This is a genomic window from Chloroflexus sp. (assembly GCF_034435895.1).
In the GTDB taxonomy this organism is placed as follows: Bacteria; Chloroflexota; Chloroflexia; order Chloroflexales; family Chloroflexaceae; genus Chloroflexus.
In genome coordinates this window covers 1-25269 of sequence record NZ_DAOTWH010000078.1, presented here as the reverse complement: position 1 = coordinate 25269, position 25269 = coordinate 1, and the positions used below count along the sequence as shown (strand labels likewise).

The window sequence follows — 25269 nt, the reverse complement described above, 5'->3', positions numbered from 1 at the left end:
GGGCCGTTGCGCAACGCCTGCGCCGCGCGGGCCAGCGCCAGAATCACCCGCGCGTATGCCACATCACGCTTGCGCGGCGTCACATTGGCCGGCAGGCCCAACACCGTGCGCAACGTAGCCAAACCGGGCAAAGCGGGGTCGCACGGCTGCAAATCGCGATAGATCACATAATCGCCGGTGAGATCGGCAATCGTTGCCCACCCATTCATAACCACCCCTGCGCATGCATCAGTTCGGCATTCAGAATCGACGCGCCGGCCGCACCCCGGATCGTATTGTGGCTGAGAGCAATCAGCTTGATATCAAACAGCGAACAGGGGCGGATGCGGCCAACGACTGTGGCCATGCCCCGGCCAGCGTCGCGATCGCGGCGCGGTTGCGGACGATCGGGTTCATCACGCACAATGATCGGCTGTTCAGGCGCGGTGGGCAAGCGCAGCTCTTGGGGCAAGCCGCGGAATTGGCGCAAGACGGCTGTCACTTCATCAGGCGTCGCCTTTTGTTCGAGTTCGATCGACAGGCAGACCAGATGGCCTTCGAGCACCGGCACCCGATTGCAGTGCGCGGAAGTGGCAAAACTCGCCGGTACGATCGCCTCATCGCGCAACTGGCCAAGCATCTTTTGCGGTTCAATTTCGAGCTTTGGCTCCTCGCCGCCGATAAACGGGATGACATTATCGACAATATCGTAGCTAGGCACCCCCGGATAGCCCGCGCCTGAGAGGGCCTGCATGCTGACCAGCAGCATGCGGCGCACGCCGAAGGTATCGAGCAATGGACGCAGCACCATCGTCGCCGGGGTTGAGGTGCAGTTGGGGTTGGTCACAATCACGCCCGACCAGCCGCGCCGGCGCCGTTGCACCGGGATCAGGTGCAGATGGTCGGGGTTGACTTCGGGGATCACCAGCGGCACATCGGGTTCCATCCGGTGGTTAGAAGCGTTGGAACAGACAATATGGCCGGCGGCGGCCAACCGCTGTTCAATCAGCCCGGCGACATTGCTGGGCAGGGCCGAGAAGACCAATTGCGCCGGCAGATCGGCATCGGCATCGAGCACCGTCAGATCGGCCACCGCTGCCGGCATCGGCGTATCGAGCACCCACCGGCAAACCTCGCGATACTTCTTGCCAGCGCTGCGCTCGCTACCGGTCAGCGCCACCACCTCAAAAAGCGGATGCCCTTCGAGCAATTGAATAAAGCGCTGGCCCACTGCGCCGGTGGCGCCCAGCACTGCAACCGGGATCGTAGCCATCCGAGACCTCCTGTCACTAGAACTCAATTGCCTTCATTATACTCAAAGACGAACGGTTGCATAAACAACTACATAATGGTTATTATTCGCCCACATTTGTTGTGAAAAAAGCCGGTAAAAGAGTAGCATTTCGACCCACGATGATGTATAATCTCTATGAGATCTGAAACATTATTCAGCTCCACCTCACTATTTGCGCTCCTCCCACGACGCAGGAGTCGTCCTATCTTCCCTAAGCAACGGTGATCACTGTTGATCACGCAGGAAGGAGCAGCGTCATGAACGACCCGCACGTCCAGCGATTATTAGAGCACGTGCTCGACACCCCAACCAAGCTGCATGTGCTCCTCATGTTTCATGAAAACCCTCGCTGCGAGCTATCAGCAGCCGCGATCGCCGAACGGCTCTTCCGCGATATCTGGAGCGTGCAACAGGCGCTCGACGAACTGGCCGCATCCGGGTTCTTATCGGTAACCAACACGATGGGCGGCCAGCCAATCTACCGCTATACACCGCCGTCCGAATGGCACGAAGCGATCCGGCGCTTGGTGCGCAGCTACAACGATCCGCTTGAACGCGACCTGATCCAGCGCACCATTCGCGATCTCGCCGCCTTAGCCTCGTTCCGGCGCAGCGAATTGGAACGGTTCGAGTTTGCCTGACGTTCCCGTGCGGCGACAAGGCCGTTCCGGCGCGGGGGTACCCCCGCGCCGTTGCTATGCTAACACAGATCTAACATAGCCTGTCTTGACGCTGGCGACAACGCTCTCTACAATCGAAAACAGACCCATGTGGCGGTAGGCTCTGCGGCGCGAGGCAGGTGTATGAAGGACTATTATCAGGTGCTTGGCGTAAACCGTTCGGCCAGCGATGAAGAGATTAAGCAGGCGTACCGGCGGCTGGCACGCAAGTACCATCCCGATGTGAATCGGGGCGATCCGCAGGCCGAAGTCCGGTTTAAAGAGATTAACGAAGCCTATCAGGTGCTGTCCGATAAAGAGCAGCGCGCCAAGTACGATCGGTTCGGCAGCGATTTTCGCCGCTATGAGCAAGCCGGCTACAGCGGGTTTGATTACGGTAACGCTACCGATGTGGCCGATCTGTTTGAAACCCTCTTCGGCTCCCGGCGTTCTCCCGGCGGCGGGTTCAACGTCAGACTCGACGGCCAAGATGTCGAACAGAACGTCGAGCTGACGCTCGAAGAGGCCTACCTCGGCACCCAACGCTCGTTGCAGTTTTCTAACCCTAACGGCACCCCGCGTACTATAACCGTCAAAATCCCTCCCGGGATCGATACCGGCAAGCGGGTGCGCGTTCCCGGCGAAGGCGCCCCCGGCCTGAACGGCGGTCGCCGCGGCGACCTGTATCTCGTGGTCACGGTTAAGCCGCATCCCCGCTTTGAGCGCAAAGGCAACGATCTGTACACCACCGCGCCGGTAAGTATGTACACGTTACTGCTGGGCGGGCAAATCCAAATCCCATTGCTCTCGGGCAAAACGCTGAAGTTAGCCATTCCCCCTCAAACGCAGAATGGCCGGGTGTTTCGCATCGCCGAACAGGGTATGCCGCTGATGGGCAGCCCGCGGTATGGCGACTTATACGTCACCGTGAGCGCCGTTTTGCCAACCAATCTTTCCCCCCAAGCCCGCCAGTTGATCGAAGAGTTGCAGCGACTCACCGGAAACCCGGCAGATCAGAAATGACCCGGCTTGCCGGCCTATTTGGTACTTTCGCACAAAACCGCTTGACATGATTGCCTAAAGTGCGGTATAGTATTTGGAAATAATCCGCGATAACAGTGCTGTTTAGCCGTACCGGGCGGTACAGTGGTCACACTCAACGATCGAGTGTGGCGTTTTCCTGTATCTTTCATCTATATTATTAGTGAATCAAAAGGGATTGGCTTAGTTGCCGCAAGGCGATCACCCTGATCGCACGGCGGCATCATCATCTCTACCATAAATTGTAAACGCGAGAGCGCGCTCGCCCTTCTCTCTCATTGCCGAGGAGCAGCGAGCGCGCTTTTGTCTGTTTTGTACTTGGCATCCGTCTACTTAGTGAAGAGCAAGGAACGAGCGATGTACCTTCCTGCGCGAGACCCAGCCCGACTTTACGATCCACGCTTTGAGCATGATGCCTGCGGCATCGGTTTCGTGGCCCGCGTGAATGGTCGGGAGAGTCAAGATATTCTTGAGCTGGCCCTCACTGCGTTGAGCCGCCTAGAACATCGCGGCGCAGTGGCTGATGATGCGCGCACCGGTGATGGTGCTGGCGTACTGACCCAACTGCCACGCCGGCTCTTACGCCGTGAGCTGGCCGCTGCCGGCATCACCATCGCTGAGACCGATCTCGCGCTTGGCATGCTCTTCTTGCCCGCTGATCCCGCCCAGTGCGCCGCCGCATGCGCGCTGATCGAGCAGGCGCTGGCCGAACACCAGTTGCCGTTGCTGCGCTGGCGCGAGGTGCCGGTCGATCCCGATGTGCTCGGCGAGCGCGCGCGCAAGGCAATGCCGACGATCCGGCAGGTGATTGTTGGCCGCCCGCAAGGGCTAGATGATCGCACCTTCGAGCGCACGATCTTTCTCGCCCGCAAGGCGATGGAGAAGTATTTCCGCCGCGCCGGCCTGCCGGCCTATATCCCCTCCTTCTCGTCGCGCACGGTCGTCTACAAGGGGTTGTTACTCGGCTCCCATCTAGCCGATTTCTACCTCGACCTGCGCGATCCCGATTTCACCACTGCGCTGGCCGTCTATCACCAGCGTTACAGCACCAACACCTTCCCGACGTGGGATCGCGCCCAGCCCTTCCGCATGCTCTCGCACAATGGCGAGATCAATACCTTGCAAGGCAATGTGAACTGGATGCGTGCCCGCGAGCAAGCGATTACGTTGCCCGACGATTTCTTGCCCAGTGGCGCGCCGCCAATGAGCGAACTGCTGCCGGTGATTGACGAGAGCGGTTCTGACTCGGCAATGCTCGACAATACGCTGGAGCTGCTGGTGATGGCCGGGCGCGATATTCGCCATGCGACGGCGATGCTGGTGCCGGAAGCATGGGAAAAGGTGCAGGATATTGATCCCACCCTGCGCGCCTTCTACCAGTACCATTCGTGTCTGATCGAGCCGTGGGACGGCCCAGCGGCGCTGGCTTTCTCGGATGGCGTGATCGTCGGTACGTCACTCGATCGCAACGGCTTGCGCCCGGCGCGCTACATTGTAACCGATGACGGCTTGGTCGTATCGGGTTCGGAAGTCGGCGCGGTGCCGATCGCCGAAACGCGGATTGTCTGTAAAGGCAAGCTCGGCCCCGGCCAGATGCTGGCCGTCGATACCGCCGCCGGGAAGATCTATACCGATAGCGAGGTCAAATCGCTGCTGGCTGCGCGCCAACCCTACGCCGAATGGCTGAACGAGCATTTGTGTTATCTCCCCGCCGAATTGCCCCCTGTCGTCACTGATGAACCGGAAGACCTGCAACCGTTGCAGATGGCGTTTGGCTATACCTCCGAAGAGCTGAACGTGATCCTCAAGCCGATGGGAATGACCGGCCACGAACCGGTTGGCTCAATGGGTGATGACACGCCGATCCCACCTCTTTCGCAATGGGAACTTGGTCGCCCATTGTTCCACTTCTTCAAGCAGCGCTTCGCCGAAGTGACCAATCCGCCAATTGATCCGCTGCGCGAAGAGCTGGTAATGTCGCTCAGCGTCGGTATTGGCCGCCGCCGCTCGATCTTGCTCGAGACGCCAGAGCATGCCCACCTGCTGCAACTGACGTCGCCAATTCTGACCGATGCCCAGTTGCAGGCGATTCGGGGCCAAACCGATCCGCTGCTGCGTTCAAAGACGATCAGCCTGCTCTTCCCGGCCCGCCAGATTACGACCGAGAGTCTGCTCAAGGCGCTCGACCGGATCGGTGACGAGGCGGCCCAAGCGGTACGTGAGGGGGCGGCGATCGTGATCTTGAGCGATCGCGGGGTTGATGCCGATCACGCTGCATTGCCCATCTTGCTCGCTACCGGCGCCGTTCACCATCACCTGATCCGCACCGGCCTGCGCTCGCGGGTGAGCTTGCTGGTCGAGACGGGTGAAGCGCGGGAAGTGCATCATATTGCCGCCTTGATCGGCTATGGGGCCGAGGCGATTAACCCCTATCTGGCGCTGGCCAGCGTGCGCCGGATCGCGGTCGAGCGCGAGGCGGTGCGCCAGCGCGCCGAGCATAGCCTCGACCACGAGCAGAGCGATGCGCGCGCCCGTACGCTGGCGCTGGAAGCCGAAGCGCACTTTATCCACGCACTCGCAAAGGGCTTGTTGAAGATTATGTCAAAAATGGGCATCTCGACCCTCGACAGCTACTGCGGCGCACAGATCTTCGAGTCGGTCGGATTGGCCCACGAGGTGATCGAGCGCTGCTTTACCGGTACGCCGTCATGGGTCGGCGGTATTTCGTTCAATCGCATTGCCCGCGATCTAGCCGCCCGCCATGCCCGCGCCTTCCAAACCGGAAGGGTGACGTTGCCGCACCCCGGCTTTTACAAGTTTAAGAAGGACGGCGAATACCACGCCTTCAGTCCGGCGGTTGTGCATGCCCTCCACAAAGCGGTGCGCAATCCGCACGCGCTGAATGGCGACAGCACCGGCCCGGAGCTGAGCAGCGAGGGTTATGCCACCTACCGCGCTTATGCCGAACTGGTTAACAACCGGCCACCGGTCGAGCCGCGTGATCTGCTGGAGTTTGTGCCGGCTGGCCCGCCAGTGCCGATTGATGAGGTAGAGCCAATCGAGTCGATCGTGAAGCGGTTTTCGACTGCGGCGATGAGCCACGGCTCGACCAGCTCGGAAGCGCACGAGACGCTCTCGATCGCGATGAACCGGCTGGGTGGCATGGCCAACAGCGGCGAGGGGGGTGAAGCGCCGGAGCGCTACCACGACGAGCGCAACTCGCGGATCAAGCAAGTGGCGTCGGGCCGGTTTGGCGTCACGCCGGCCTATCTCGCTAGCGCCAGCGAGTTGCAGATCAAGATGGCGCAAGGGGCCAAGCCCGGCGAGGGTGGCCAGTTACCCGGCCATAAGGTCAACGAAGAGATCGCGCGCATCCGCCATACCGTGCCCGGCGTCGCGCTGATTAGCCCGCCGCCGCACCACGACATCTACAGCATCGAGGATTTAGCCCAGTTGATCTATGATCTCAAGCAGGTGAATCCGAATGCGCGCGTTTCGGTCAAATTGGTGGCAACTGCCGGCGTCGGTACGGTAGCCGCCGGCGTGGCCAAAGGCTATGCCGATACCATCTTGATCAGCGGCCATTCTGGCGGCACCGGCGCTTCGCCGCTGAGCAGCATTAAAAACGCCGGCATCCCATGGGAGCTTGGCTTGGCGGAAACGCAGCAGACGCTGATCCTCAACGGGTTGCGCGAGCGGGTGCGGCTGCGCACCGACGGCGGTCTCAAGACGGGGCGCGATGTGGTGATAGCGGCCTTGCTCGGCGCGGACGAGTTTTCGTTCGGCACCGCCGCGCTGGTGGCCGAGGGTTGTATTATGGCCCGCGCCTGCCACAACAACACCTGTCCGGTCGGAATTGCCACCCAGCGCGGCGATCTGCGGGCCAAGTTCCCCGGCAAGCCGGAGATGGTGATGGCGTTCTTCCGCTACTTGGCCCAAGAGGTGCGCGAAATTCTCGCCAGCCTCGGCCTGCGCTCGATTGATGAAGCGGTCGGGCGCACCGATTTACTACGCCAGCGCCACACCGGAGTTGAGACTGCCGATCTGCTCGATATGATGCCGGTATTGGGTGCGGCCAGCTTGATCGGGTGCGGCCCGATCCGCCACGGCGGCAAGCCAAACGCGCTGCCGCCGGAAGAGAGCCTCAACGACCGGATGATGCGCGATGCGGCTAGCGCGCTCGAAGCCAGCGGCCCGGTACGCTTGCAGTACCAGATCAACAACTGCGACCGTTCGGTCGGCGCGCGCTTAGCCGGCGCAATCGGGCATCTGTACGGCAGCAAAGGCTTGCCGCCCAATACGATTACGATCACGTTCTATGGCCACGCCGGCCAAAGCTTCGGCGTCTTCAATGCGCCGGGGGTAACGTTGCGCCTGATCGGCGACGCGAACGATTATGTTGGCAAGGGGATGGCCGGCGGGTTGATCAGCATCGCCCCGCCGCCAGACGCGCAATACGTCTGGCACGAGAATGTGATCGCCGGCAATACGTTGCTGTACGGCGCCACCGGCGGCGAACTGTACGCGGCGGGACGGGTCGGCGAACGCTTTGCGGTGCGTAATTCCGGCGCGACGGCAGTGGTGGAAGGAATTGGTGATCACGGCTGCGAATACATGACTGGCGGCACGGTGGTGGTGCTTGGCCCGACCGGGCGCAACTTCGGCGCCGGTATGACCGGCGGCGTGGTCTATGTGCTCGACGAACACGGCACGTTTGCCCAACGCTATAACCCGCAGTTGGTTGAACTGCGCCCGCTCAGCGATCGCGATGAGATGCGGTTGCGCGATCTCATTCGCCGTCACGTCGAGCTGACCAAGAGCCCGCGTGGTAGCGAGATTCTGGCCCGCTGGGATCGTTATCGCAACTTGTTCCTCACCGTGCGGCCCCGCGACGCGGTGGCCCAACTCGAAGCCGCTGCCGAAGGCACCGAAGAGCCGGCTAAAGCGCACGCTGCGTAACCGGTATACAGCACTGGCAGACGGGACAGCAACTCTGTCCCGTCTGTCAGCTTTTTATCAGTTTGCAGACTAGCCGGGTCGTGGTAAGATAGGCGCTGCGTTATGACAGCATCGGGTAACGATCACCTTGCCCGATACAATAGCAACGGCATCATCATTTATTAGCAACGGAGAAGAGCCAAGTATGCTCTGGGTCAGCCTGATAGCACTGATGGTTCTGATTGCAGCTTCACCGGGGATTATGCTCTACGTTGAATATCGGCAGGCAAGGGCCAGCCAGTTTGAACAAGCCGGAGACACACCCTCGTATCAGCACGATGCTTCTTAAGCTGATGCAGCAAGCGACGACCACTTCACGTTCGGCACGGTTGGGCAGGCACACAGGCTTGCACATGATAGAACACCCACCGGCACAAGAGAGGCAACCTCTAACCACACGCCAGCGGTTGCGCCACCGACGACGCTGGACGATGGTTGGTTTATTGTTGGTGGATCAAGCGCTGATCTTCGCCGGTTTTGCGCTGGCCTACATCTTGCGCTATCAAGTGAGCTGGCCGCCGCCATTTGACCGGATCATCGCTGAAGTAGCGATTGAAAATCAGGTGCCATTCAGCGCGTTCTTACCCATTGTCTTCATGCTGCAACTGCTGCTGGGGTTGCGCTTCATCATGCGCGGCTTCTACCGCTCAAGCCGGCGAATGACGTTGCTCGATGAAGCTGAGGCTATCGCTGGCAGCGTGATCACGATGATCGCGCTGGTCATGGTGGTGGTCTTTCTCTACCGGCCATTCTTTTATTCACGGCTCATCTTCGCATTTGCGGTCATTACCATTATTGAGTTGCTCTTGAGTTGGCGGCTCTTACTGATCGGAATCCGGCACTGGTTTTGGTCACGCGGTTTAGGCCGCGAACGAGTGTTGGTAGTAGGTGGCACCGGGTTGGGCCAATTGGTGATGCACGCGCTGACCGCATCACCGGGGGTCGGTTATACCCTCGCCGGCTATCTGAGCGAGCAACCGATCATTGCAGCCAATCGCGCGCGCGTGTTTCAACATCTTGGCGATCTCGACGATCTCGAGCAGGCCATCGAACAACAGCAGATCCAGCAGGTCATCATTGCCTTGCCGTTTTGGAACTACGATCGCTTACCCGAACTGGCCGCGCGTTGCCAACAATTAGGGGTTGAGTATCAAATCGCGCCGGATATTTATCAACTAAGCTTTGACCGGGTTGATATTATGCATCTGAGCGGCGTGCCGCTGCTGCAACCCAAAGAGATTCAGTTGCACGGCTTGAATCTGGCGCTCAAGCGCACCTTTGATTTAGCAGCAGTATTGCTGAGTCTGCCGCTCACGCTGCCGCTGGCCGCGATGATTGCCCTCTTGATCTGGATCGATTCGGGCCGCCCGATCATCTTCCGCCAACAACGAGTCGGCAAGCATGGCCGCTTGTTCACCTGCTACAAATTCCGCACGATGGTGCCCGACGCCGAACAGCGCCGGCAAGAGCTCTTGGCGCACAATGAAGCCGATGGGCCGCTGTTTAAGATTCGCGACGACCCGCGCGTGACGCGGGTGGGGCGTTGGTTACGGCGCACCAGCCTCGACGAGTTGCCGCAATTGTGGAATGTACTGCGCGGCGAGATGAGTTTGATCGGCCCGCGTCCGGCGTTGCCCGAAGAGGTCGCCCGCTACGAGCCATGGCACCATCGTCGGCTGGAAGTGCAACCGGGGTTGGCATGCCTACCGCAGGCGCTGGGGCGGAGCGAAATCTCGTTTGATGAGCAGGTTCGGCTCGATATTTATTATGCCGAGAACTGGTCATTGAGCCTTGATCTGCGCATCCTCATGATGGTTATTCCGGCGATTTTGTCTGGCCGCGGCGCGTGGTGATGCAGTTCCCAATGATGGCACAACGAGATTGGTCACGCTGGCTGTGGCTCGTGGGTGCAATCGCGACCGGCGCCGGCTTAGCCGTCATGCTGCCGTTGCTGGCGGTAAGTTGGCTGCTGGGGCTGGTTGCGGTGGGGCTTGCGGCCAGTGATCCGGTCTGGCCAGTGGCGCTGGCTGTCCTCTCGGTGCCCTTTCAGCAATTAGTGACGCTGCCCGGCGGGATGAGCGTCACCCAGTTCTGCTTTGGGTTAGTGGCATTGAGCCTGTTGTGGCACGTCCGCCAGCGTTGGCCAAAACCGGGGATCACAGGCATTACCCTAGCGATCTTCATTTGGACGCTGGCGCTGGCTGCTGCCCTCACCCCATTGAGCCGCAGCGAAGGCTTGAAAGAGACGTTGCGTTGGGGGACGGTACTGCTCATCTCCCTCGCCGCAGTATGGGCCTTGCAAGACCCCGCCCGCGCACGCTGGCGACGGGCCGTCCTCGTGGCCTGTTTGCTGGCCGCGCCGGCGATCACCGGCCTGATCGGCATTGGCCAATACCTGACCGGCATCGGCCCGGACAGCTTCGCGATTGGCGGCGGCCGCGTGCGCGCGTATGGCACCATCGGCCAGCCCAACTCGTTTGCCGGCTACCTGAATCAAGCATGGCCATTGGCCGCCGGGATGGGATTAGCCCTGATCGAAACGCAGCGCTGTCGCACGTACCACTGGTGGCTGATCCTCGGCGCGATTGCACTGGCCGGGACAAGTTTGCTTGGCGGGTTGCTGGCCAGTTTCTCGCGCGGCGGCTGGATTGGGGCCGTGGTCGGGGTCTTGGTGTTAGGCATCGCGTTTGCCGGACGGTACGGCCGCCGGATCGTGGGGATCATTGTCACAACGGCGCTGATCGCCGGCCTTGGGGGTCTCTTGCTGCTCAATAGCGGCTTAGTGCCGGCAGCATTCAGCAATCGCGTCAGTTCCATCTTCGCAAACCTGCGCCCCTTTGATGCCCGCGGCGTTGAAATCACGCCGGCCAATTTCGCTGTAGTCGAGCGCATGGCCCATCTGCAAGCAGCGTGGCACATGATTCAAGAGCGCCCATTGTTCGGGGTGGGGCCGGGCAATTTCAGCATCGCCTACGAACGGCTAGTCTACAGCGGGCAAACCCCAACGTGGATCAAACCGTGGTATGATTCGCGTGGCCATGCCCACAACTACTACCTCCACATTGCGGCGGAAAGCGGACTGATCGGCGCGCTCGCCTATCTCATTTGGCTCGGCAGTGTCTGGTATATTGCCATTAGCGCGATCCGGCGGGCGCGTGATTGGCTCACGCGCGGCATTGCGCTCGGCGGGATAGGCGTGATTGGGGCGCTGAGCGGTCACAATCTCTTTGAAAATCTGCACGTCTTGAATATGGGAGTGCAGCTTGGCGCCGTGATTGCGCTGCTGGCGACCATCACCGCCGAGCCTGCTTCCCAGCCGATTGATAACGAGGACGTATGACGTATCTTGTCACCGGCGCAGCCGGATTTATTGGCAGCCATCTGGTTGATCACCTGCTGGCGCGCGGCGAACAGGTGATCGGTCTTGACAATCTGGTTAACTACTACAGCCCGGCGCGCAAGCGGCGCAATCTGGCGCAGGCGCTGCAACAACCGGGGTTCACTTTCATCGAGGGCGATATTCGGGATAATGACACGGTAGCCGCGATCTTTGCCCGCTACCGTCCGCGCTATGTCGCCCATCTCGCTGCAATGCCCGGCCCCCGGCCCTCGATTGCCAATCCGTTGTTGTACGAAGCGGTGAATGTAGGCGGCACGCTGGTGATGTTGGAACAAGCGCGCCGCGCCGAGGTCGAGAATCTGGTGATCGCCTCGACCTCATCGGTCTACGGCAAAACCGATCGCATCCCCTTTCGTGAAGACGATCCTACCGACCGGCCACTGTCGCCATACGCGGCCACCAAGAAGGCGGCTGAAGTGCTGGCGTACACCTTCCACAGCCTGTACGGCCTGCCGATCAGCGTGGTTCGCTTCTTTACCGTCTATGGCCCGCGCGGCCGGCCCGATATGACACCGTATCTGTTTGTCGAGCGCATGGTGCGCGGGCAGCCTATCACCCTTTTCAATGGCGGTGAAAACTTGTTTCGCGATTACACCTACATTGACGACATCATTGCCGGTGTCATCAACGCCCTCGACCGCCCGCAACCTTACGAAATTTTCAACCTCGGCCATTCCCAGCCGGTGGAACTGCGGCACTTTGTCAGCTTGCTCGAACACGTTACCGGCTATCCGGCCCAGATCGAGGTCAAACCGTTGCCGGCGACTGAACCGCCGATCACCTACGCTGATACGACGAAAGCCGGGCAGCTCCTCGACTTTGCGCCAATGGTGGCGATTGAAGAAGGGGTGGAACGCTTCTGGGCATGGTATTGCGCAGAGATCGAACGTTAACTTATTGATATTTGCATCCACGTCGTAGGATCGAGTAGGATTATGCTAGATAGCGAACCAGCAACCGTAACGAATCACGGGAAGGCGCACATACCTATGACCGATCAACCATCATCGGTTGAGCTACCGGCCACCGAGCGCGGAACAAACGGTGAAGAGCGCAGCAACTTTTCGCTTGGTCAGCGGCTGCGCCAACCACGCACGCTGATCTCGTTTGGGATTGCGATTGCCATTGTTGCGTTTGCGGTGCGTAGCCTTGACATTGATCTCTCGACGACGTGGCAATATATGCGCTCAGCCGATCCGATCTTGCTCGGATTGGGATTGGTGGTGTTTTACATGACATTCCCGCTGCGCGCGTTGCGGTGGCGGATGCTGCTGGCTAACGCTGGGGTGCCGATCCAATCGGGCCGGGGCAATTGGGCTTCGTTGCCGGCGCTGATTGAGTATATCTATTTGTCGTGGTTTGCCAATTGTATTGTGCCGGCCAAGCTCGGTGATGCGTACCGCGGCTATCTGCTCAAGCATAACGGCAATGTCTCATTTTCGGCCACATTTGGCACGATCTTCGCCGAGCGGCTGCTCGATATGATTGGCTTGTTCGGCTTGCTGGTGCTTTCCGGCTACCTCACCTTTGGCGTGCAGATGCCTGAAGGCACGCAAATCGTCTTTTTCTTTGGCGGTCTGCTCGTGGTCGTTATTATGAGCAGCTTGGCCGGCATGCGCTGGCTAGGGCCGCAGATCCGCTGGGTGATTCCGCGCCGGCTCCACCAAGTCTATGGCAATTTCGAGCAATCGGCGCTGAAGTCATTCACACCGGCTATCTTGCCGCGGCTCTTCGCCTTTACCGGCGCGATCTGGCTGCTGGAAGGATTCCGGCTCTGGTTTGTGATCCAGTCGTTGAATCACACCGGTCTCAACCTGACCCTATCGGCGATTATCTTCGTCGCCCTTGCTTCATCGCTCTTAACGGCATTGCCAATTACCCCGGCCGGCTTGGGGGTGGTAGAAGGCACCATCACCGCTGTGCTGACCCTCTTCGGCATCGCCGCTAGTCTGGGGGGCGCAGTGACCTTGCTCGACCGGCTGATTAATTTCTGGAGCATTGTCGTCTTTGGCTTCATCCTCTATTTGTTCAGCCGGCGGAAGTAGTGATGCGGATCGGGATTGATGTTACAGCGGGGATGTGGCAAGGGGCCGGGATTGGCCGGTATACGCGCGAACTGGTGCGCGCGGCAGTGCAGGCAGGCCCTGACCTCGCTTTCCACCTCTTTTATGCGTCCGGCGGGCTTGATCCGCAGAGTCCCTTTGCGCGCTACACGCACGAATTAGCGGCGGCTTACCCCAACATCACCTTACGACCCATCCCGATCAGTCCGCGCCTATTGACGATCCTCTGGCAACGGCTGCGGTTGCCGATCCGGGTCGAGTGGCTGATCGGACCGATTGATGTGGTACATGCGCCCGATTTTGTCTTGCCGCCAACCAAAGCCCGCACGCTGCTCACGATCCACGACTTAACCTTTCTGGTCGAACCGGCTTGCGCCGAACCAAATTTGCGCCGCTATTTAAGCACAGCCGTGCCGCGTTCGTTACAGCGCGCTGACTTGATCGTGGTCGACTCAAAAGCGACGGCGAACGATTTGGGCCGGCTGTACGGCATTCCCAGCCGGCGCGTCCGCCTGCTCTACCCAGCGGTGGATGGACGGTTCCGGCCAATGCCAGCGGCTGAGACGGCGCCGGTGCGCGAGCGGCTGCGCTTGCCCGATCGCTTCTTGCTCTTCGTCGGCACGCTCGAACCGCGCAAGAATCTGGTGCGTTTGTTACAGGCATTCGCGCTCGTAAGCGCCGACGACCCCGATCTGCACCTCGTGATTGCCGGACGGCGCGGTTGGCTATACGACGAGATCTTTGCCGCGGTCGAGCGATCGAGCGCGCGTGAGCGCATCCACTTCCTCGATTTTGTTGCCGACGATGATCTGCCGGCATTGTATAATCTAGCTGAATCCTTCGTTTACCCATCATTGTACGAAGGGTTTGGTTTTCCGGTCCTCGAAGCGTTGGCCTGCGGCGCCCCAGTTGTTACGGCCAAGGTCGCAAGTTTGCCTGAAGTGGCGGGATCAGCCGCGATTATGGTCGATCCGCTAGAGGTCGAAGATATTGCTGCCGGCATCCACGCTGCACTCGCTGATCCGGCGCCACTCCGCGCCGTCGGGCCGCTGCAGGCCGCTACCTTTCGCTGGGAACAGACCGGACAGGCGCTGGTGGCAATCTACCGTGAGCTTGCGGCAACAGCCGCTGCCACTTGAGGATGATGAGCATGATGCAACCAAACGATCTGACCGCAGAAGCGCTTAGCCGCGGCGCATTACCGGGGCGCGGCTATGCGATAGCCCGGCGCATCTCGCAGATTCTGCACCCCGTGCCGCTGGGCATTGTCAGTATTTTTATCGTCGGCGTGTTTGGCAGCGATAACCGGGTGAGCGGATTGTGGTGGTCGATCGTGTGCGCATTATTGCACGTGGTGCCGCCGACCATCTTTTTCAATATTCGCCTGCGCCAAGGCGCGTATAGCGATGACGATATTTCGGTGCGCAGCCAACGCAACGAACTCTACTTGTTTGGCATAGCGAATGTGTTGGCCGGCACGGCCATCTTGTGGGCGATGAACGCGCCGTTGCCGTTGTTGGCGATGCTGGTATCGGTCGCGGTGATGAACGCGATCTCGTTCATTATTAATCTGTTTTGGAAGATTAGCATTCATTCGGCCAGCATTGGCTCGTGCGCCACACTGGCTAGCATCTACTTGCCGATGCTGGGAGGGTTGTGTTGGGCGGCAGCCGTTGTGTTAGGCTGGGCACGATTGCGCACCCGCAATCACACCTTGATGCAGGTGATCGCCGGGATGAGTCTGGCGGTGGTCTGCGTCCTTGGCGTGTTCCGGCTGTTTGGGCTGGTGTGAGGCAACGAAATATGGCACGCCGTGAGGGGATCAATCCTGATGCTGTCTATTCCCGCGAAGAGGTGGCTCGATTGCTCGGCGTCAGCCTGAGCACCGTCAAACGCCTGATTAGCAGCGGGCAACTGGCGGCCAGCCGGCCCGCCGGGTTGCGCCGGGTCTTTATTCGCGGGACCAGCGTGTTAGAGATGTTGGAAACGACGCGCATCAATGGTGAGCGTGATGATGAGTGATACGACCGCAGCGAGCGCGCGGAATACTGCGGTCGTACAGCGGCGGTAGTTCTTCTAGCGCGTGCTATCCGGCAGCACCGCGCCATCATCAGTCGTTTTCACCGGCAACGCTCGCACAATCACCCGCTGCTTAAATTTATCGGGACCGCTTGGCGGCCAGCAAGTAACCATGGTCACGACTTCATAACCGGTAGGCGCAATATAGCGGGCATTGGCAAGACGCTGCTCAGGCGGCGCCCCCTCTTCATCAACGACAATCCGCTCGTTGACGATGTAACGGTACGGCTGGCCGCGGCTATACACAATCACTTCATCGCCGGGCTTGAGGTAGAAGAGATCTTTGAAGACGCGGCCATAACCTCCCACATGGCCGGCCAACACGATATTGTCGCCTTCGCCGGGGTTGGCCGAACCGCGGTGCTGGCCGACCGCATACTCGGCCACTTGCCAGACCGAGATCAATTGGCCGTTCTCTTCGATCGTATCCCAGCCGACCTCTATCACCTTAAAATCGACCCGAATCGCCGGAATGACCAGTCGATCGACCGTAGCCACCCACTCGGCGCGCACCGGCTCAGGCGGTTCGGAGATCAACAAACCGCTGCCTACCGCGGATAGCGTACTCGTCGCGGGGGCGGCAGGCGGGGGAAGATCACCAGCCGGCGCTGCTGGCGCTGCCGCAGGCGGGGGAAGATCACCAGCCGACGCTGCTGGCGCTGCCGGCGCCAGATCGGGCAGCAACGGCAATGGCCGTGCATCAGCCGGACGGAAACCGCTGGTGGTGATCTGCGGCGCAGGAAGGGGCGAATCACCGCGCGCAGCCCAACGGTAATATTCGATCTGCAAGGTCGTCACCAAGACATAGATCAACAAACCGGCACCAAGCACCATCAGCGCCGTACCAAGCAGCCACGGCCCACGCCGCGCCGGTGCGACGCGCCGGCCCGTGATCAGATGCCAAAATCGTTCACCGAGCATAGGAAAACGGTGGAGCATTGCCAACTATCCTCATCGCTGTTTGCTGTCTTCAGTATACCACGCGACCCGCCGGATCGGATTGCGCCGCATCTTATGCTACGCACGGCGTAGACGAAAGGATGTATGAGCGATCGTAGTGGCTGGGAAAGGCAAAACGGCGAGAGGAACCCGGCGCTTGGGGGCTCAAAAAGGCGGGTTAGCAACCCGCCCTTGCCCCACTATCGCTCTACACTACGGCTGAGAGCCTATGCCCTATTGCGCTTACGCCGATCAGGCAATGTTGGCCGGCTCATCATGCTGGAGCAACGTCAGACTGCCGCGCAATGCGATCAAATCAGCGTCAGACAAAGCCGCGATCAGCGGATCGGGCGGCAAAGCTGTGCCATGCAGCAGCAACAACGCCCGCATCACTAGCGGCCACGAGGCATCACCTACGTCGGCAGGCAGCGATGACGGCTGATCGCCGGTAAATGGAGATTGAGGCAAAGCATGGGGGGTGCGACGAGCGGCAGTCATGGGTACTCCTCTCTATCAATCATACTGATAGTGTAGCCGGAAGCTGCCCGGTCGTCAAGCCAATTCGCCAATCAATTCATCAATGCGCTCAAGCACGTATGTCGGCTGGTAGGGCGAGCGTTCCAAATCGGCGCGTTGGCTATCGCCGGTCAAGACCAACGCTGTATCCATGCCGGCTGTCACCCCCATGGCAATGTCGGTCATTAAACGATCACCAACAATTAAGCAGCGTTCCGGCGGCAACCCGATCAGATTACTCACCGTGCGGGCCATAATCGGCGATGGCTTGCCCACGATCACTTCACAGCGCGCTTCGGTGCATGCTTCGATGGCGGCGATGATCGCGGCTGCATCTGGCTCGCCGCCACCGGGAACGGGACAAAACCGGTCGGGATTGGTTGCGACCAAGCGCGCGCCGGCCCGGATGGCATCAAAGGCAATCTGGAGCTTGCGGTACGTGAAGGTGCGATCAAACGAGGCCACGACAAACTTGATTTCACCCGGACGTTCACTGAGCGGGAAGCCAGCCGCTTCCAGCTCACCGATTAAGGGTGCTTCCCCCACCACAAACAATGGCGCTCCCGGCGCGTTCGCTAACAGCCACTCCACCATCACCGCCGAACTATTCACAATCTCGCTTTCATCGGCGGCAATGCCGAGGCGTTGCAAGCGTTCAGCGTATTGCCGACGGGTTTTGGTCGGGTTATTCGAGAGAAAGGTAATCCGACGCCCTTCACGGCGCAAGGTCGCTAGGAGCTCGGCAGCACCCGGCAAGAGCGTGTCGCCGAGATAGATGGTGCCGTCAAGATCAAAGATGTAGCCGTTGTAGCGGGGGATCGATTGCATGGTGTCTCCAACCCTCTCACACATCGCCAATATTGTCTGAGATGGTACCATATCTGGCAGCACCGTTCGATCAAGGCGATACGAGGGGCAACCGGTACGTTGCCCCTCGTAGATGCGAACTAGCGCTTTATTATGGTAGACGCATAGCAGCGCCCCACAAACGCAGCCTCATAATCCAAACATATCAAGCATATAGCGGAGATTTTCGAGCGAAACCGGCTTGTGCAGAAACAGTGAAGAACCAGCCACTATTGCATCGGTTTCGGTATCCGGATCGGCCGAAACGACCACGATCGGTATCGTGCACCCCTCCTGTCGCAAGGTGAAGGTCAGGTCGAGACCGGTCAGTTTTGGCATATGGTAATCAGTAATTATCAGATCGTACTCTTGCCGGCGCGCCATCTTCAGGCCATCGGCGCCATTTGTTGCCGTTTCAATTTTCACGCCGCGTCGCAACGCCTTCATGGCGTTTTGCAAGAACGAGCGCACATTAGATTCGTCTTCTACGATGAGAATGCGCATAGGTGTCTCACTCAATCCGTTCAGCAAATATCACTTCATGAAACGAATGCGGCGGGCCAATTTCCACATCTCTCAGCTAACACTCTCGTCATTTTTGGCGCCAAGATTAGGCAAGATGTGCTAGGATCAACCAGAACCAGCTTGTTGAGGAGGTTGCTATGCCACAACGACAGCGCCTCGGCGTCGTCACCGGAGGATCGCTGCTAGAGGGATTGACCATCCGGCTTGATGCCGGCACATCAGTCGAGGATGTGCGGGTCGGCAAGTTTGTGGTGGTGCAGGGCCAACGGTTCACCTTCTTTTCGATGGTGACGGACGTGCGCCTCGGCACAACCACGCCCAAGGTGATGGCCGATCCGCCGCCGGATGACGAGTTCTTCAGCCACGTCCTAGCCGGCACGACCACCTACGGCGAACTCCGGCTTGATTTGCGCCTGATGCTGCCGCTCGACGGCAGCGCCGAGCTATTGCCGGTCAAGACGGTGCCGCACCATTTTGCCCCGTTATTTGAAGCGAGCGAAGCCGATTTCACCAAAGTATTCGGCCACGAAGAGGGCAGCCGGTTTATGATCGGGACGCCGCTCGATATGTCAGCGCCGGTCTGTATTGATCTGAACCGGCTGGTTGAACGCTCGAACGGGGTGTTTGGCAAGAGCGGCACCGGCAAGAGCTTTCTGACCCGGCTGCTGGTGTGCGGTGTCATTCTAGGTGATGTCGCATCAAACCTCATTTTTGACATGCACGACGAATACGGCTGGTCGGCGCGCTCGGAAGGGGCCAATTTCGTGAAAGGGTTGCGCCAGCTCTTCGGCAGCAAGGTGCTGGTCTATGCGCTGGCCGGCGGCGCGTTTGACCGCTCGCGCATCGATGGCGAGATTGTGATCGGTTATGACCAGATCGAGCCGGAAGATGTGCTCTTGCTGAGCGAAGAGCTGAATCTTAATCCAACCGCAGCCGAAACGGCGGAGTTATTGGTAGACAAGTACGGCGCACGATGGTTGGCCGAGCTTTGGGAGATGGATCAAGACGAGCTGAAGAACTTTGCCGACGAAAAGAGCGCCAGTCTAGCCTCGCTCAATGCGCTCAAACGCAAGACCATGCAGCTCAAGCGGCTGGAATTTGTGTGCGAGAAAGCCGACCTCTCAAAGGTTGATAACTTGATCAACGCGCTGATGGCCAAGAGGCACGTGGTGCTTAGCTTTGGCCGTTATGACGATCCGTTGGCGTATATGCTGGTCGCCAACGTGCTTACCCGCCGGATTCACCAACGCTGGCGCAAGCAGACCGAGCGGTATTTACACACCAAAAGCGAGGCTGACCGGCCCCGCCCGTTGATGATCACGATCGAAGAGGCGCACAAATTTCTCAATCCGCGCCTTGCCCGCCAGACGATCTTTGGCACGATCGCCCGCGAGATGCGCAAGTACAGCGTGACATTGCTGGTCGTTGACCAACGCCCCTCATCGATCGACAGCGAAGTGCTCAGCCAGCTCGGCACGCGGATCACTGCGCTGCTCAGCGATGAACAGGACATTGACGCGGTGTTTACCGGCGTTGGCGGCAGCGCGCGCCTACGGGCCGTGCTGGCCAATCTCGACACGCGCCAGCAGGCGCTGGTGTTGGGCCATGCGGTGCCGATGCCAGTGGTAGTGCAAACCCGCCCCTACGACGAACAATTTTATCGCTTTATCGAACAGCGCATGCGCCGCGCCAGCGATATGGTCACAGCTCAACAAGCGGTTGATGAATTGTTTCCCGATTAAGCGTGCGTGCAGCTCACGGCCCATCGGGAAATTGGCCGCTCCCGTTAACCAACTCACCCGGCGAATTGCTCGCGCGCGAGAGGGTGCTAAACTGCACGGTTTCGGTCAACGCATTGCCGTAGATGTCGGTAATACGCAACGTAAAGGGGCCAAGCTCGCCATTCGCGCAATTGCACTGCCGGATGAAGTAGTTATACGTGGTACGGGCCAATTCCACCCACTGGCCTTGGGGAGTGTGATACTCAAGCTTGGCGATCGGGTTGCGATGATTGCGCACCTGAAACGCCAACCACCACGGATTGCTGTCCGGTTTGAGGTGAACCTGCACCAGCCCGTTCAGCGGCGGGCTGATCACGCGCCACGTGATCGGCACGCGGCCCTATGCCTGCGGCGCAAGATCGAGATGATTCGGCCCGCAACCGGGGTTATCCGGGCACATATCAACAATCCGCACCACTATGCTCCCTTGCGGGCCGGAGACCTCGACATAGGCGCCGCAGTAATCGGCATTGCCATAATTAAGATAGCTGATCGCCGCCACCATTCGATCGCCGGGGATGGGGTCAAACAGACAGGCGCCGCTCCCGTCGGCTTCGAGGTAATAGGTCGCCTCGCCACTGAAAAGCGGATTCTGGGCTGGGCGCGCCACGAGCGGCACAAAGACGCGATACGGCGATTGGGCTGTCGCTGGTGACAACGCCAGCCAGAGCAGGGCAACCAGCAGCATCCAAAGATGATAGCGGCGCATCGCAAGCACCTCTCAGGGATTGTATAGCCGCAGGTGGTGCATCCTACTGCGCCACCCGGCGGGTTAGCCCTCGTTGACCAACTGTTCCAGCCGGTCAACATACGCCGCCATCACGGCAAAGGTGCGCTCGACCGGTTCAGGCGAGGCGAGATCAACCCCGGCCCGGCGCAGGGTATCGAGCGGGAAGCGCGAACCGCCGGCCTTGAGAAACTCGTTGATATAGCGTTCGGCAGCGCCGGCCTCGCCGGCAGTGATCGGCGCGGCGAGCGCATGCGCGCCGGCAATGCCGGTCGCATACTGGTAAACGTAGAAATTGGCGTAGAGATGGGTCGAGAACTGAGCCCACGTATTGCCGACCCGCGCGCGATCAACCACCACTTCGGCCCCATACCCTTCGGCAAAGAGATCAGCCATCAGCTCGTTGAAGATGGTGACGGTCAGCGGCTGACCACGCTCGGCGCGCTGGTGGATGGCCAACTCGAAGCGGGCCAGTGTCGGCATAATGAAAAAGTAGCGATGGAAATTCGCCATCGCTTCTTCGATCAGAGCAATCTGGGCATTGCGGTCAGTCAGGGTCTTGAACAGATAATCGCGCACCAGCGCCTGATTAAAATTGGAAGCCACTTCAGCGAGGAACAGGCCGTAGTTCGAGTAGATCACCGGCTGGGTGCGGCGCGTATAGTACGAGTGCATCGAGTGGCCCAATTCGTGGGCGAGCGTGCTAAGGCCGAAGATGTCGTCGTTGTACGACATCATAATAAACGGATGGGTGCCGGGAGCGCCGGTCGAAAACGCGCCGGCTCGCTTGCCGCGATTGGGGTAGACATCAACCCAGCGCTGTTCGCACAAACCGCGGCGCATAATCTGCACGTATTCGCTGCCCAACGGCGCCATACCTGCGCAAATCCAATCAATCGCCTGCTCGTATGGCACCACCAACGGCGTGGCAAGCGGCGCTTTGGTATCGTAAACGTGCAGCTCATCAACCGCTAAAGCAGCGCGGCGCACTCGCCAATAGCGATGCCACACTGGCAAATGACGCTCGAAGGTCGCAATCAAATTGTGGAAGACCTCCAGCGGAATAAAGTTCGGCTTGAGCGCACCTTCCAGCGCCGAAGCGTAACGGCGAGCGCGAGCAATAAACACATTCTGCTTGACGCCGGCGGCCAGACACTGCGCCATGGTATTTTCGACCGCGATATGGGCATCGGCATAGCCTTCCCAAGCGTTCTTGCGCAAGGTGCGGTCGGGATGGGTAATTAAGGCATTGATCGTGCCTTGGGTAATCTCGTGGGCTTCGCCGTTGCTATCATACGCCGGCGGGAAACGCAACTCAGCATTGGCCAACACGCCATGCACCGCACTCGCCGCGGCAAAGGGATCGCGCACTTGACCGAGCAACTCTTCCACCTCGGCGGAACGAACGTGCGGCGCGCGCGCGATCAGGCGCTCGAAGTAATGGCGATAGGTTGCCAGATGCTCATCTTGTTCAGCCCAAGCCAACAACTGATCGCCGCCGATCGCCAGCAACTCCGGTTCGCCAAAAGCCAGCGCCGCGCTCGCCCGCGCCTGCAAGCCGGTTGCCCGATCACGCATCGCGCTCGCCGCGCGGTCATTGGTATCAACCGTGTAAAACATCGTGGCAAAGACCGCGATCTGGCTGACATTGCGCATAATCGTCTCGCTCAAACCGAGAAAATCGGCAATCACGCGCGAGCCTTCACCTAACCGGCCCCGAAACTGGACAGCAGTGGCGATCAGCGCATCCGTCTCATCAATCGCTGCTTCCCACGCTGCCTGAGAAGGAAAGATACTGTACGGATCCCACTTATACTGATCCGGGATCTCGCTGCGTTCCCGCACTGTCTGCATTGCAATAGTCTCCTTCGGTACGATTGCGGTTCGCAAATATTATACTCTGTTCGATCAGGATGGCAGCAACTGGCGACACAAAGAGGGGAGAAGAGGAAGATGGCGGGGCTGGCGCGACTCGAACGCGCAACCATCGACTTAGAAGGTCGGTGCTCTATCCATTGAGCTACAGCCCCGCGCGTTCATTACTATACTGTAACCTCGCCAGTTCTGGCAAGAGGGAGGAAGGAAGGCGTGCAGGCCGCCTTCTCTCCTCCCCATCTAATTCGCGGCAATCTGCTCGAAACTGAGCTGATAGGTGCGCGCGGCCACATCACCCAACCGCGCCGGCCACTGCCCAGTGAGCGCTTGGGTAATTTTGCCGGCGTGCTCGTGACAATTCTCGATAAAGAGTGTGTAGCGTTGCTGAATGCCGGCGGCCACCGTACCGGCCAGATACAAACCGGGCACATTCGTCTCCATCGTCGCCGGATCGTAGACCGGCACCCGGTTTGGCCCCTGTAAAATCACGCCAGCTTGTTCGAGCAGGCTCTGATCGCCGCGAAAGCCGGTCGCCAGCAAAACAAAATCGGTCGGGCAGTAAAACTGCTCGGTGGTAGGATGGCCATCGGCATCGGTGCGAGCCAGCGTCACCCCGCCGGTATCAATCGCGACTGGTATCGTCTGGGGGAGAAAGCGGATCGTACCGGCCTCGACTTGGGCAGCAAAATCGGGCAACAGCCAATGCTTCACGCGATTGGCATCGAGCTGGGCCCGCCGGTACGACAACGTCACCTGCGCACCGGCCCGCCAGCAACGCAACGCCGCTTCGACCGCCGAATTCTTGCCGCCGACGATCAGCAACCGGCGGCGAAAATAGTCGTGGGGATCGCGAAAATAGTGACTGACGTGCGGCAAATCTTCACCGGGGATATTGAGGCGATGGGGAAAGTGCATATCGCCAATCGCCAGCACCACCCGGCGCGCGGAATAGCGGCGCGGCCCGCTGAGCGGCTGGGTGATGAGCGTGAACCCGTCGCGCTCGCGGTGTAATGCGCTGACCGGCTCGTAGCTCTGCACCCGCAGATCGAACAGCTCAACCACCGAGCGCAGGTACGCCAAATACTCTTCGCCGGTGATCCGCTGCTGATGGTTATTAGGAATGGGTACGCCGGCAATTGCCAGCCGCTCGGTGGTGCTGAAGAAATTGGTATTGCGCGGCCACCACGTCATCGTATAGCCAATCTGGCGCGCATCGAACTGGATGTAATCTACGCCGGCCTGCTTGAGACAGACAGCCAATTCGATCCCAATGGGGCCAGCGCCAACAATCGCCACCTCGTGCGTAGAAGTGAGCGGAATATCGTCGGTCATGAATCAACACCTCCAACGTGCATTGCTAACTCCATCTGTATCATATCCGCAAAAGACACAACCGTGCGCGCGCGTTAAGATGTGAACATTTGCGCGAATTTCTCTATTGACACAAACGTTCGAGTATGGTATGGTAAAGACAGAGTATGAGCGGGTACGTGCAAGGAAGAGGAGGTACTGCGATGCTGACCACAGCGGACATTCCACAGGCCGATATGCTTTGGGACGTGGCGCGCGTTGCGGAAGCGATTGCGCGCGGGCGAGTAACGGCAGAGGAGATCGGAAAATACATCGGCGCCAAGGGTCAGCGTCAAGGCCTCTACTACATGCAGGCAGCGCGGATCATTGGCTTGATCGAGATCGGCGAGCAGACCGAGACGGCGCAACTGACCAAGTTCGGGCTCGCGTTCACGCGCTACAACCGCGCCGACCAGCGCGCTGCCCTCCGCCGGCAACTCTTGCGGTACGAGCCTACCCGCTCGGTGATTGCCGCCCTCCGTGGCGCCCCCGAAGGTCTGACGCGCCATGATATTGCGCACATCCTCCAACAACTCGCCCCCTTAGCCGAATCAACTGCCCTGCGTCGGGCAGCCACTGTCACGGCATGGCTGACCGAAATCGGGTTAGCTGACTGGCGCGACGATCGGCTGTGTTACTGTGGGCCGGCCTTACCGGTCGCAGTGCCACAACCGCCGCGTAACGCGATGTCGTTTGCCAGCGGTATGTGAGGGGATAACGGTGTGAGGCGCTGCCCTCGCTTGTCATTGCGCGGGATCGGCAGACAGAACCGATGGACGCAGATGTGGCTGATGGCGTTGCGAGGCGCTGGTGTAGCCTCATCCCCGGTACTCTCCCACTGACGCGAGAGAGGGGAGCTGCGGCATACCGCTCCAATGGCGTTGCGAGGCGCCAGTTTGCCCTCCCCCCCAGCCCCTCTCCCACTGGCGCGGGAGAGGGGCGCTGTTACATTCGCTCCAGCAGTGCCGTACCTATGCACCGCGAGGCTCCCCCACTCCCACCGTACGGTGGGAGTGGGGGCTGGGGGGTGAGGGCCATATCAGCTCTCGCAGCGGGCTTCGTACCCCTAGCCCGGCCCTAAAGGGCCGGGTGCCTTGCTGTCCGCCCCTCAATGTCATTGCGAGGGCGCGTAGCGCCCGAAGCAAGCTCCCGCTTCAGCGCGAACCATACCTGTGCGGGTATCTTCCACCCCGCCTG

The 25269-nt window shown here is 59.8% G+C and carries 21 protein-coding genes, 1 tRNA gene and 1 pseudogene; 12 read left to right on the top strand and 11 right to left on the bottom strand.

All coding sequences use genetic code 11. The annotated features are described in order from the left end of the window. Window positions 1–209, bottom strand: a pseudogene (locus tag U9R81_RS04810) (hypothetical protein); the annotation flags it as partial. Then, on the bottom strand, window positions 206–1252 hold the full coding sequence (asd, locus tag U9R81_RS04805) for an aspartate-semialdehyde dehydrogenase (RefSeq protein WP_322494379.1): 1047 nt from the start codon (window positions 1250–1252) through the stop codon (window positions 206–208). The pseudogene U9R81_RS04810 and the gene asd, both read right to left, overlap by 4 nt. Before the next feature lie 278 nt (window positions 1253–1530). Between asd and U9R81_RS04800 the strand changes: the two genes are divergently transcribed. The 10 genes from U9R81_RS04800 (at window position 1531) to U9R81_RS04755 (ending at window position 15456) form a co-directional block, all read left to right on the top strand. Then, the gene (locus tag U9R81_RS04800; RefSeq protein ID WP_322494378.1) at window positions 1531–1914 is read left to right on the top strand and encodes a hypothetical protein; all 384 of its coding nucleotides are present in this window, start codon (window positions 1531–1533) and stop codon (window positions 1912–1914) included. Between the two features lie 162 nt (window positions 1915–2076). Continuing rightward, entirely contained in the window at window positions 2077–2955 is an 879-nt protein-coding gene (locus U9R81_RS04795) for a J domain-containing protein (RefSeq protein ID WP_322494377.1), read from the top strand. Window positions 2956–3330: 375 nt separating this feature from the next. Continuing rightward, window positions 3331–7932, top strand: coding sequence for a glutamate synthase large subunit (gene gltB, locus U9R81_RS04790; protein WP_322494376.1), 4602 nt, complete (start codon window positions 3331–3333; stop codon window positions 7930–7932). A 470-nt stretch (window positions 7933–8402) separates the two neighbouring features. Continuing rightward, window positions 8403–9824: a sugar transferase gene (locus tag U9R81_RS04785; protein ID WP_322494375.1), complete on the top strand. Its 1422-nt coding sequence runs from the start codon at window positions 8403–8405 to the stop codon at window positions 9822–9824. A gap of 11 nt (window positions 9825–9835) precedes the next feature. Then, window positions 9836–11311, top strand: coding sequence for an O-antigen ligase family protein (locus tag U9R81_RS04780; protein WP_322494374.1), 1476 nt, complete (start codon window positions 9836–9838; stop codon window positions 11309–11311). Beyond that, entirely contained in the window at window positions 11308–12264 is a 957-nt protein-coding gene (locus U9R81_RS04775) for an NAD-dependent epimerase/dehydratase family protein (protein ID WP_322494373.1), read from the top strand. The genes U9R81_RS04780 and U9R81_RS04775 overlap by 4 nt, the downstream gene beginning before the upstream one ends. A 96-nt stretch (window positions 12265–12360) precedes the next feature. Beyond that, window positions 12361–13416 (top strand): lysylphosphatidylglycerol synthase transmembrane domain-containing protein, encoded by a 1056-nt coding sequence (locus U9R81_RS04770; RefSeq protein ID WP_322494372.1) that lies wholly within the window; start codon window positions 12361–12363, stop codon window positions 13414–13416. Between the two features lie 2 nt (window positions 13417–13418). Beyond that, a complete protein-coding gene (locus U9R81_RS04765) occupies window positions 13419–14573 on the top strand; it encodes a glycosyltransferase family 1 protein (protein WP_322494371.1) in 1155 nt (384 codons plus the stop codon). A gap of 11 nt (window positions 14574–14584) precedes the next feature. Further along, on the top strand, window positions 14585–15226 hold the full coding sequence (locus U9R81_RS04760) for a phosphatase PAP2 family protein (RefSeq protein ID WP_322494370.1): 642 nt from the start codon (window positions 14585–14587) through the stop codon (window positions 15224–15226). A gap of 11 nt (window positions 15227–15237) precedes the next feature. Next, the gene (locus tag U9R81_RS04755; protein ID WP_322494369.1) at window positions 15238–15456 is read left to right on the top strand and encodes a helix-turn-helix domain-containing protein; all 219 of its coding nucleotides are present in this window, start codon (window positions 15238–15240) and stop codon (window positions 15454–15456) included. A 54-nt stretch (window positions 15457–15510) separates the two neighbouring features. Here the strand turns inward: U9R81_RS04755 and U9R81_RS04750 are convergent, their stop codons facing one another. From U9R81_RS04750 to U9R81_RS04735, 4 genes are all read right to left on the bottom strand, one after another. Beyond that, window positions 15511–16452 carry a sortase gene (locus U9R81_RS04750; RefSeq protein WP_322494368.1) on the bottom strand — a complete coding sequence of 314 codons (942 nt, stop codon included), beginning with the start codon at window positions 16450–16452 and terminating at the stop codon, window positions 15511–15513. A 252-nt stretch (window positions 16453–16704) separates the two neighbouring features. Then, window positions 16705–16950, bottom strand: a complete 246-nt coding sequence (locus U9R81_RS04745) for a hypothetical protein (protein ID WP_322494367.1) — start codon at window positions 16948–16950, stop codon at window positions 16705–16707. Between the two features lie 54 nt (window positions 16951–17004). Then, the gene (locus tag U9R81_RS04740) at window positions 17005–17796 is read right to left on the bottom strand and encodes an HAD-IIA family hydrolase (protein ID WP_322494366.1); all 792 of its coding nucleotides are present in this window, start codon (window positions 17794–17796) and stop codon (window positions 17005–17007) included. A 168-nt stretch (window positions 17797–17964) separates the two neighbouring features. Then, complete coding sequence (locus U9R81_RS04735) at window positions 17965–18318, bottom strand: response regulator (RefSeq protein ID WP_322494365.1); 354 nt, start codon at window positions 18316–18318, stop codon at window positions 17965–17967. Between the two features lie 158 nt (window positions 18319–18476). Here U9R81_RS04735 and U9R81_RS04730 point away from each other — a divergent pair, with 158 nt between their 5' ends. Next, window positions 18477–20081, top strand: a complete 1605-nt coding sequence (locus tag U9R81_RS04730) for a helicase HerA domain-containing protein (protein ID WP_322494364.1) — start codon at window positions 18477–18479, stop codon at window positions 20079–20081. Window positions 20082–20094: 13 nt separating this feature from the next. On the opposite strand, the gene U9R81_RS04725 is transcribed toward U9R81_RS04730, so the two are convergent. The 5 genes from U9R81_RS04725 to U9R81_RS04705 form a co-directional block, all read right to left on the bottom strand. Beyond that, window positions 20095–20454, bottom strand: a complete 360-nt coding sequence (locus U9R81_RS04725; protein ID WP_322494363.1) for an expansin EXLX1 family cellulose-binding protein — start codon at window positions 20452–20454, stop codon at window positions 20095–20097. Window positions 20455–20460: 6 nt separating this feature from the next. Further along, a complete protein-coding gene (locus U9R81_RS04720; protein WP_322494362.1) occupies window positions 20461–20829 on the bottom strand; it encodes a hypothetical protein in 369 nt (122 codons plus the stop codon). Between the two features lie 63 nt (window positions 20830–20892). Next, complete coding sequence (gene pepF / locus U9R81_RS04715; RefSeq protein WP_322494361.1) at window positions 20893–22701, bottom strand: oligoendopeptidase F; 1809 nt, start codon at window positions 22699–22701, stop codon at window positions 20893–20895. A 100-nt stretch (window positions 22702–22801) separates the two neighbouring features. After that, window positions 22802–22877: transfer RNA gene (locus tag U9R81_RS04710), tRNA-Arg, on the bottom strand. Window positions 22878–22962: 85 nt separating this feature from the next. Then, on the bottom strand, window positions 22963–24054 hold the full coding sequence (locus U9R81_RS04705) for an NAD(P)-binding domain-containing protein (protein WP_322494360.1): 1092 nt from the start codon (window positions 24052–24054) through the stop codon (window positions 22963–22965). A 182-nt stretch (window positions 24055–24236) separates the two neighbouring features. Between U9R81_RS04705 and U9R81_RS04700 the strand changes: the two genes are divergently transcribed. Beyond that, window positions 24237–24782, top strand: a complete 546-nt coding sequence (locus U9R81_RS04700; protein WP_322494359.1) for a hypothetical protein — start codon at window positions 24237–24239, stop codon at window positions 24780–24782. Window positions 24783–25269: the final 487 nt, after the last annotated feature.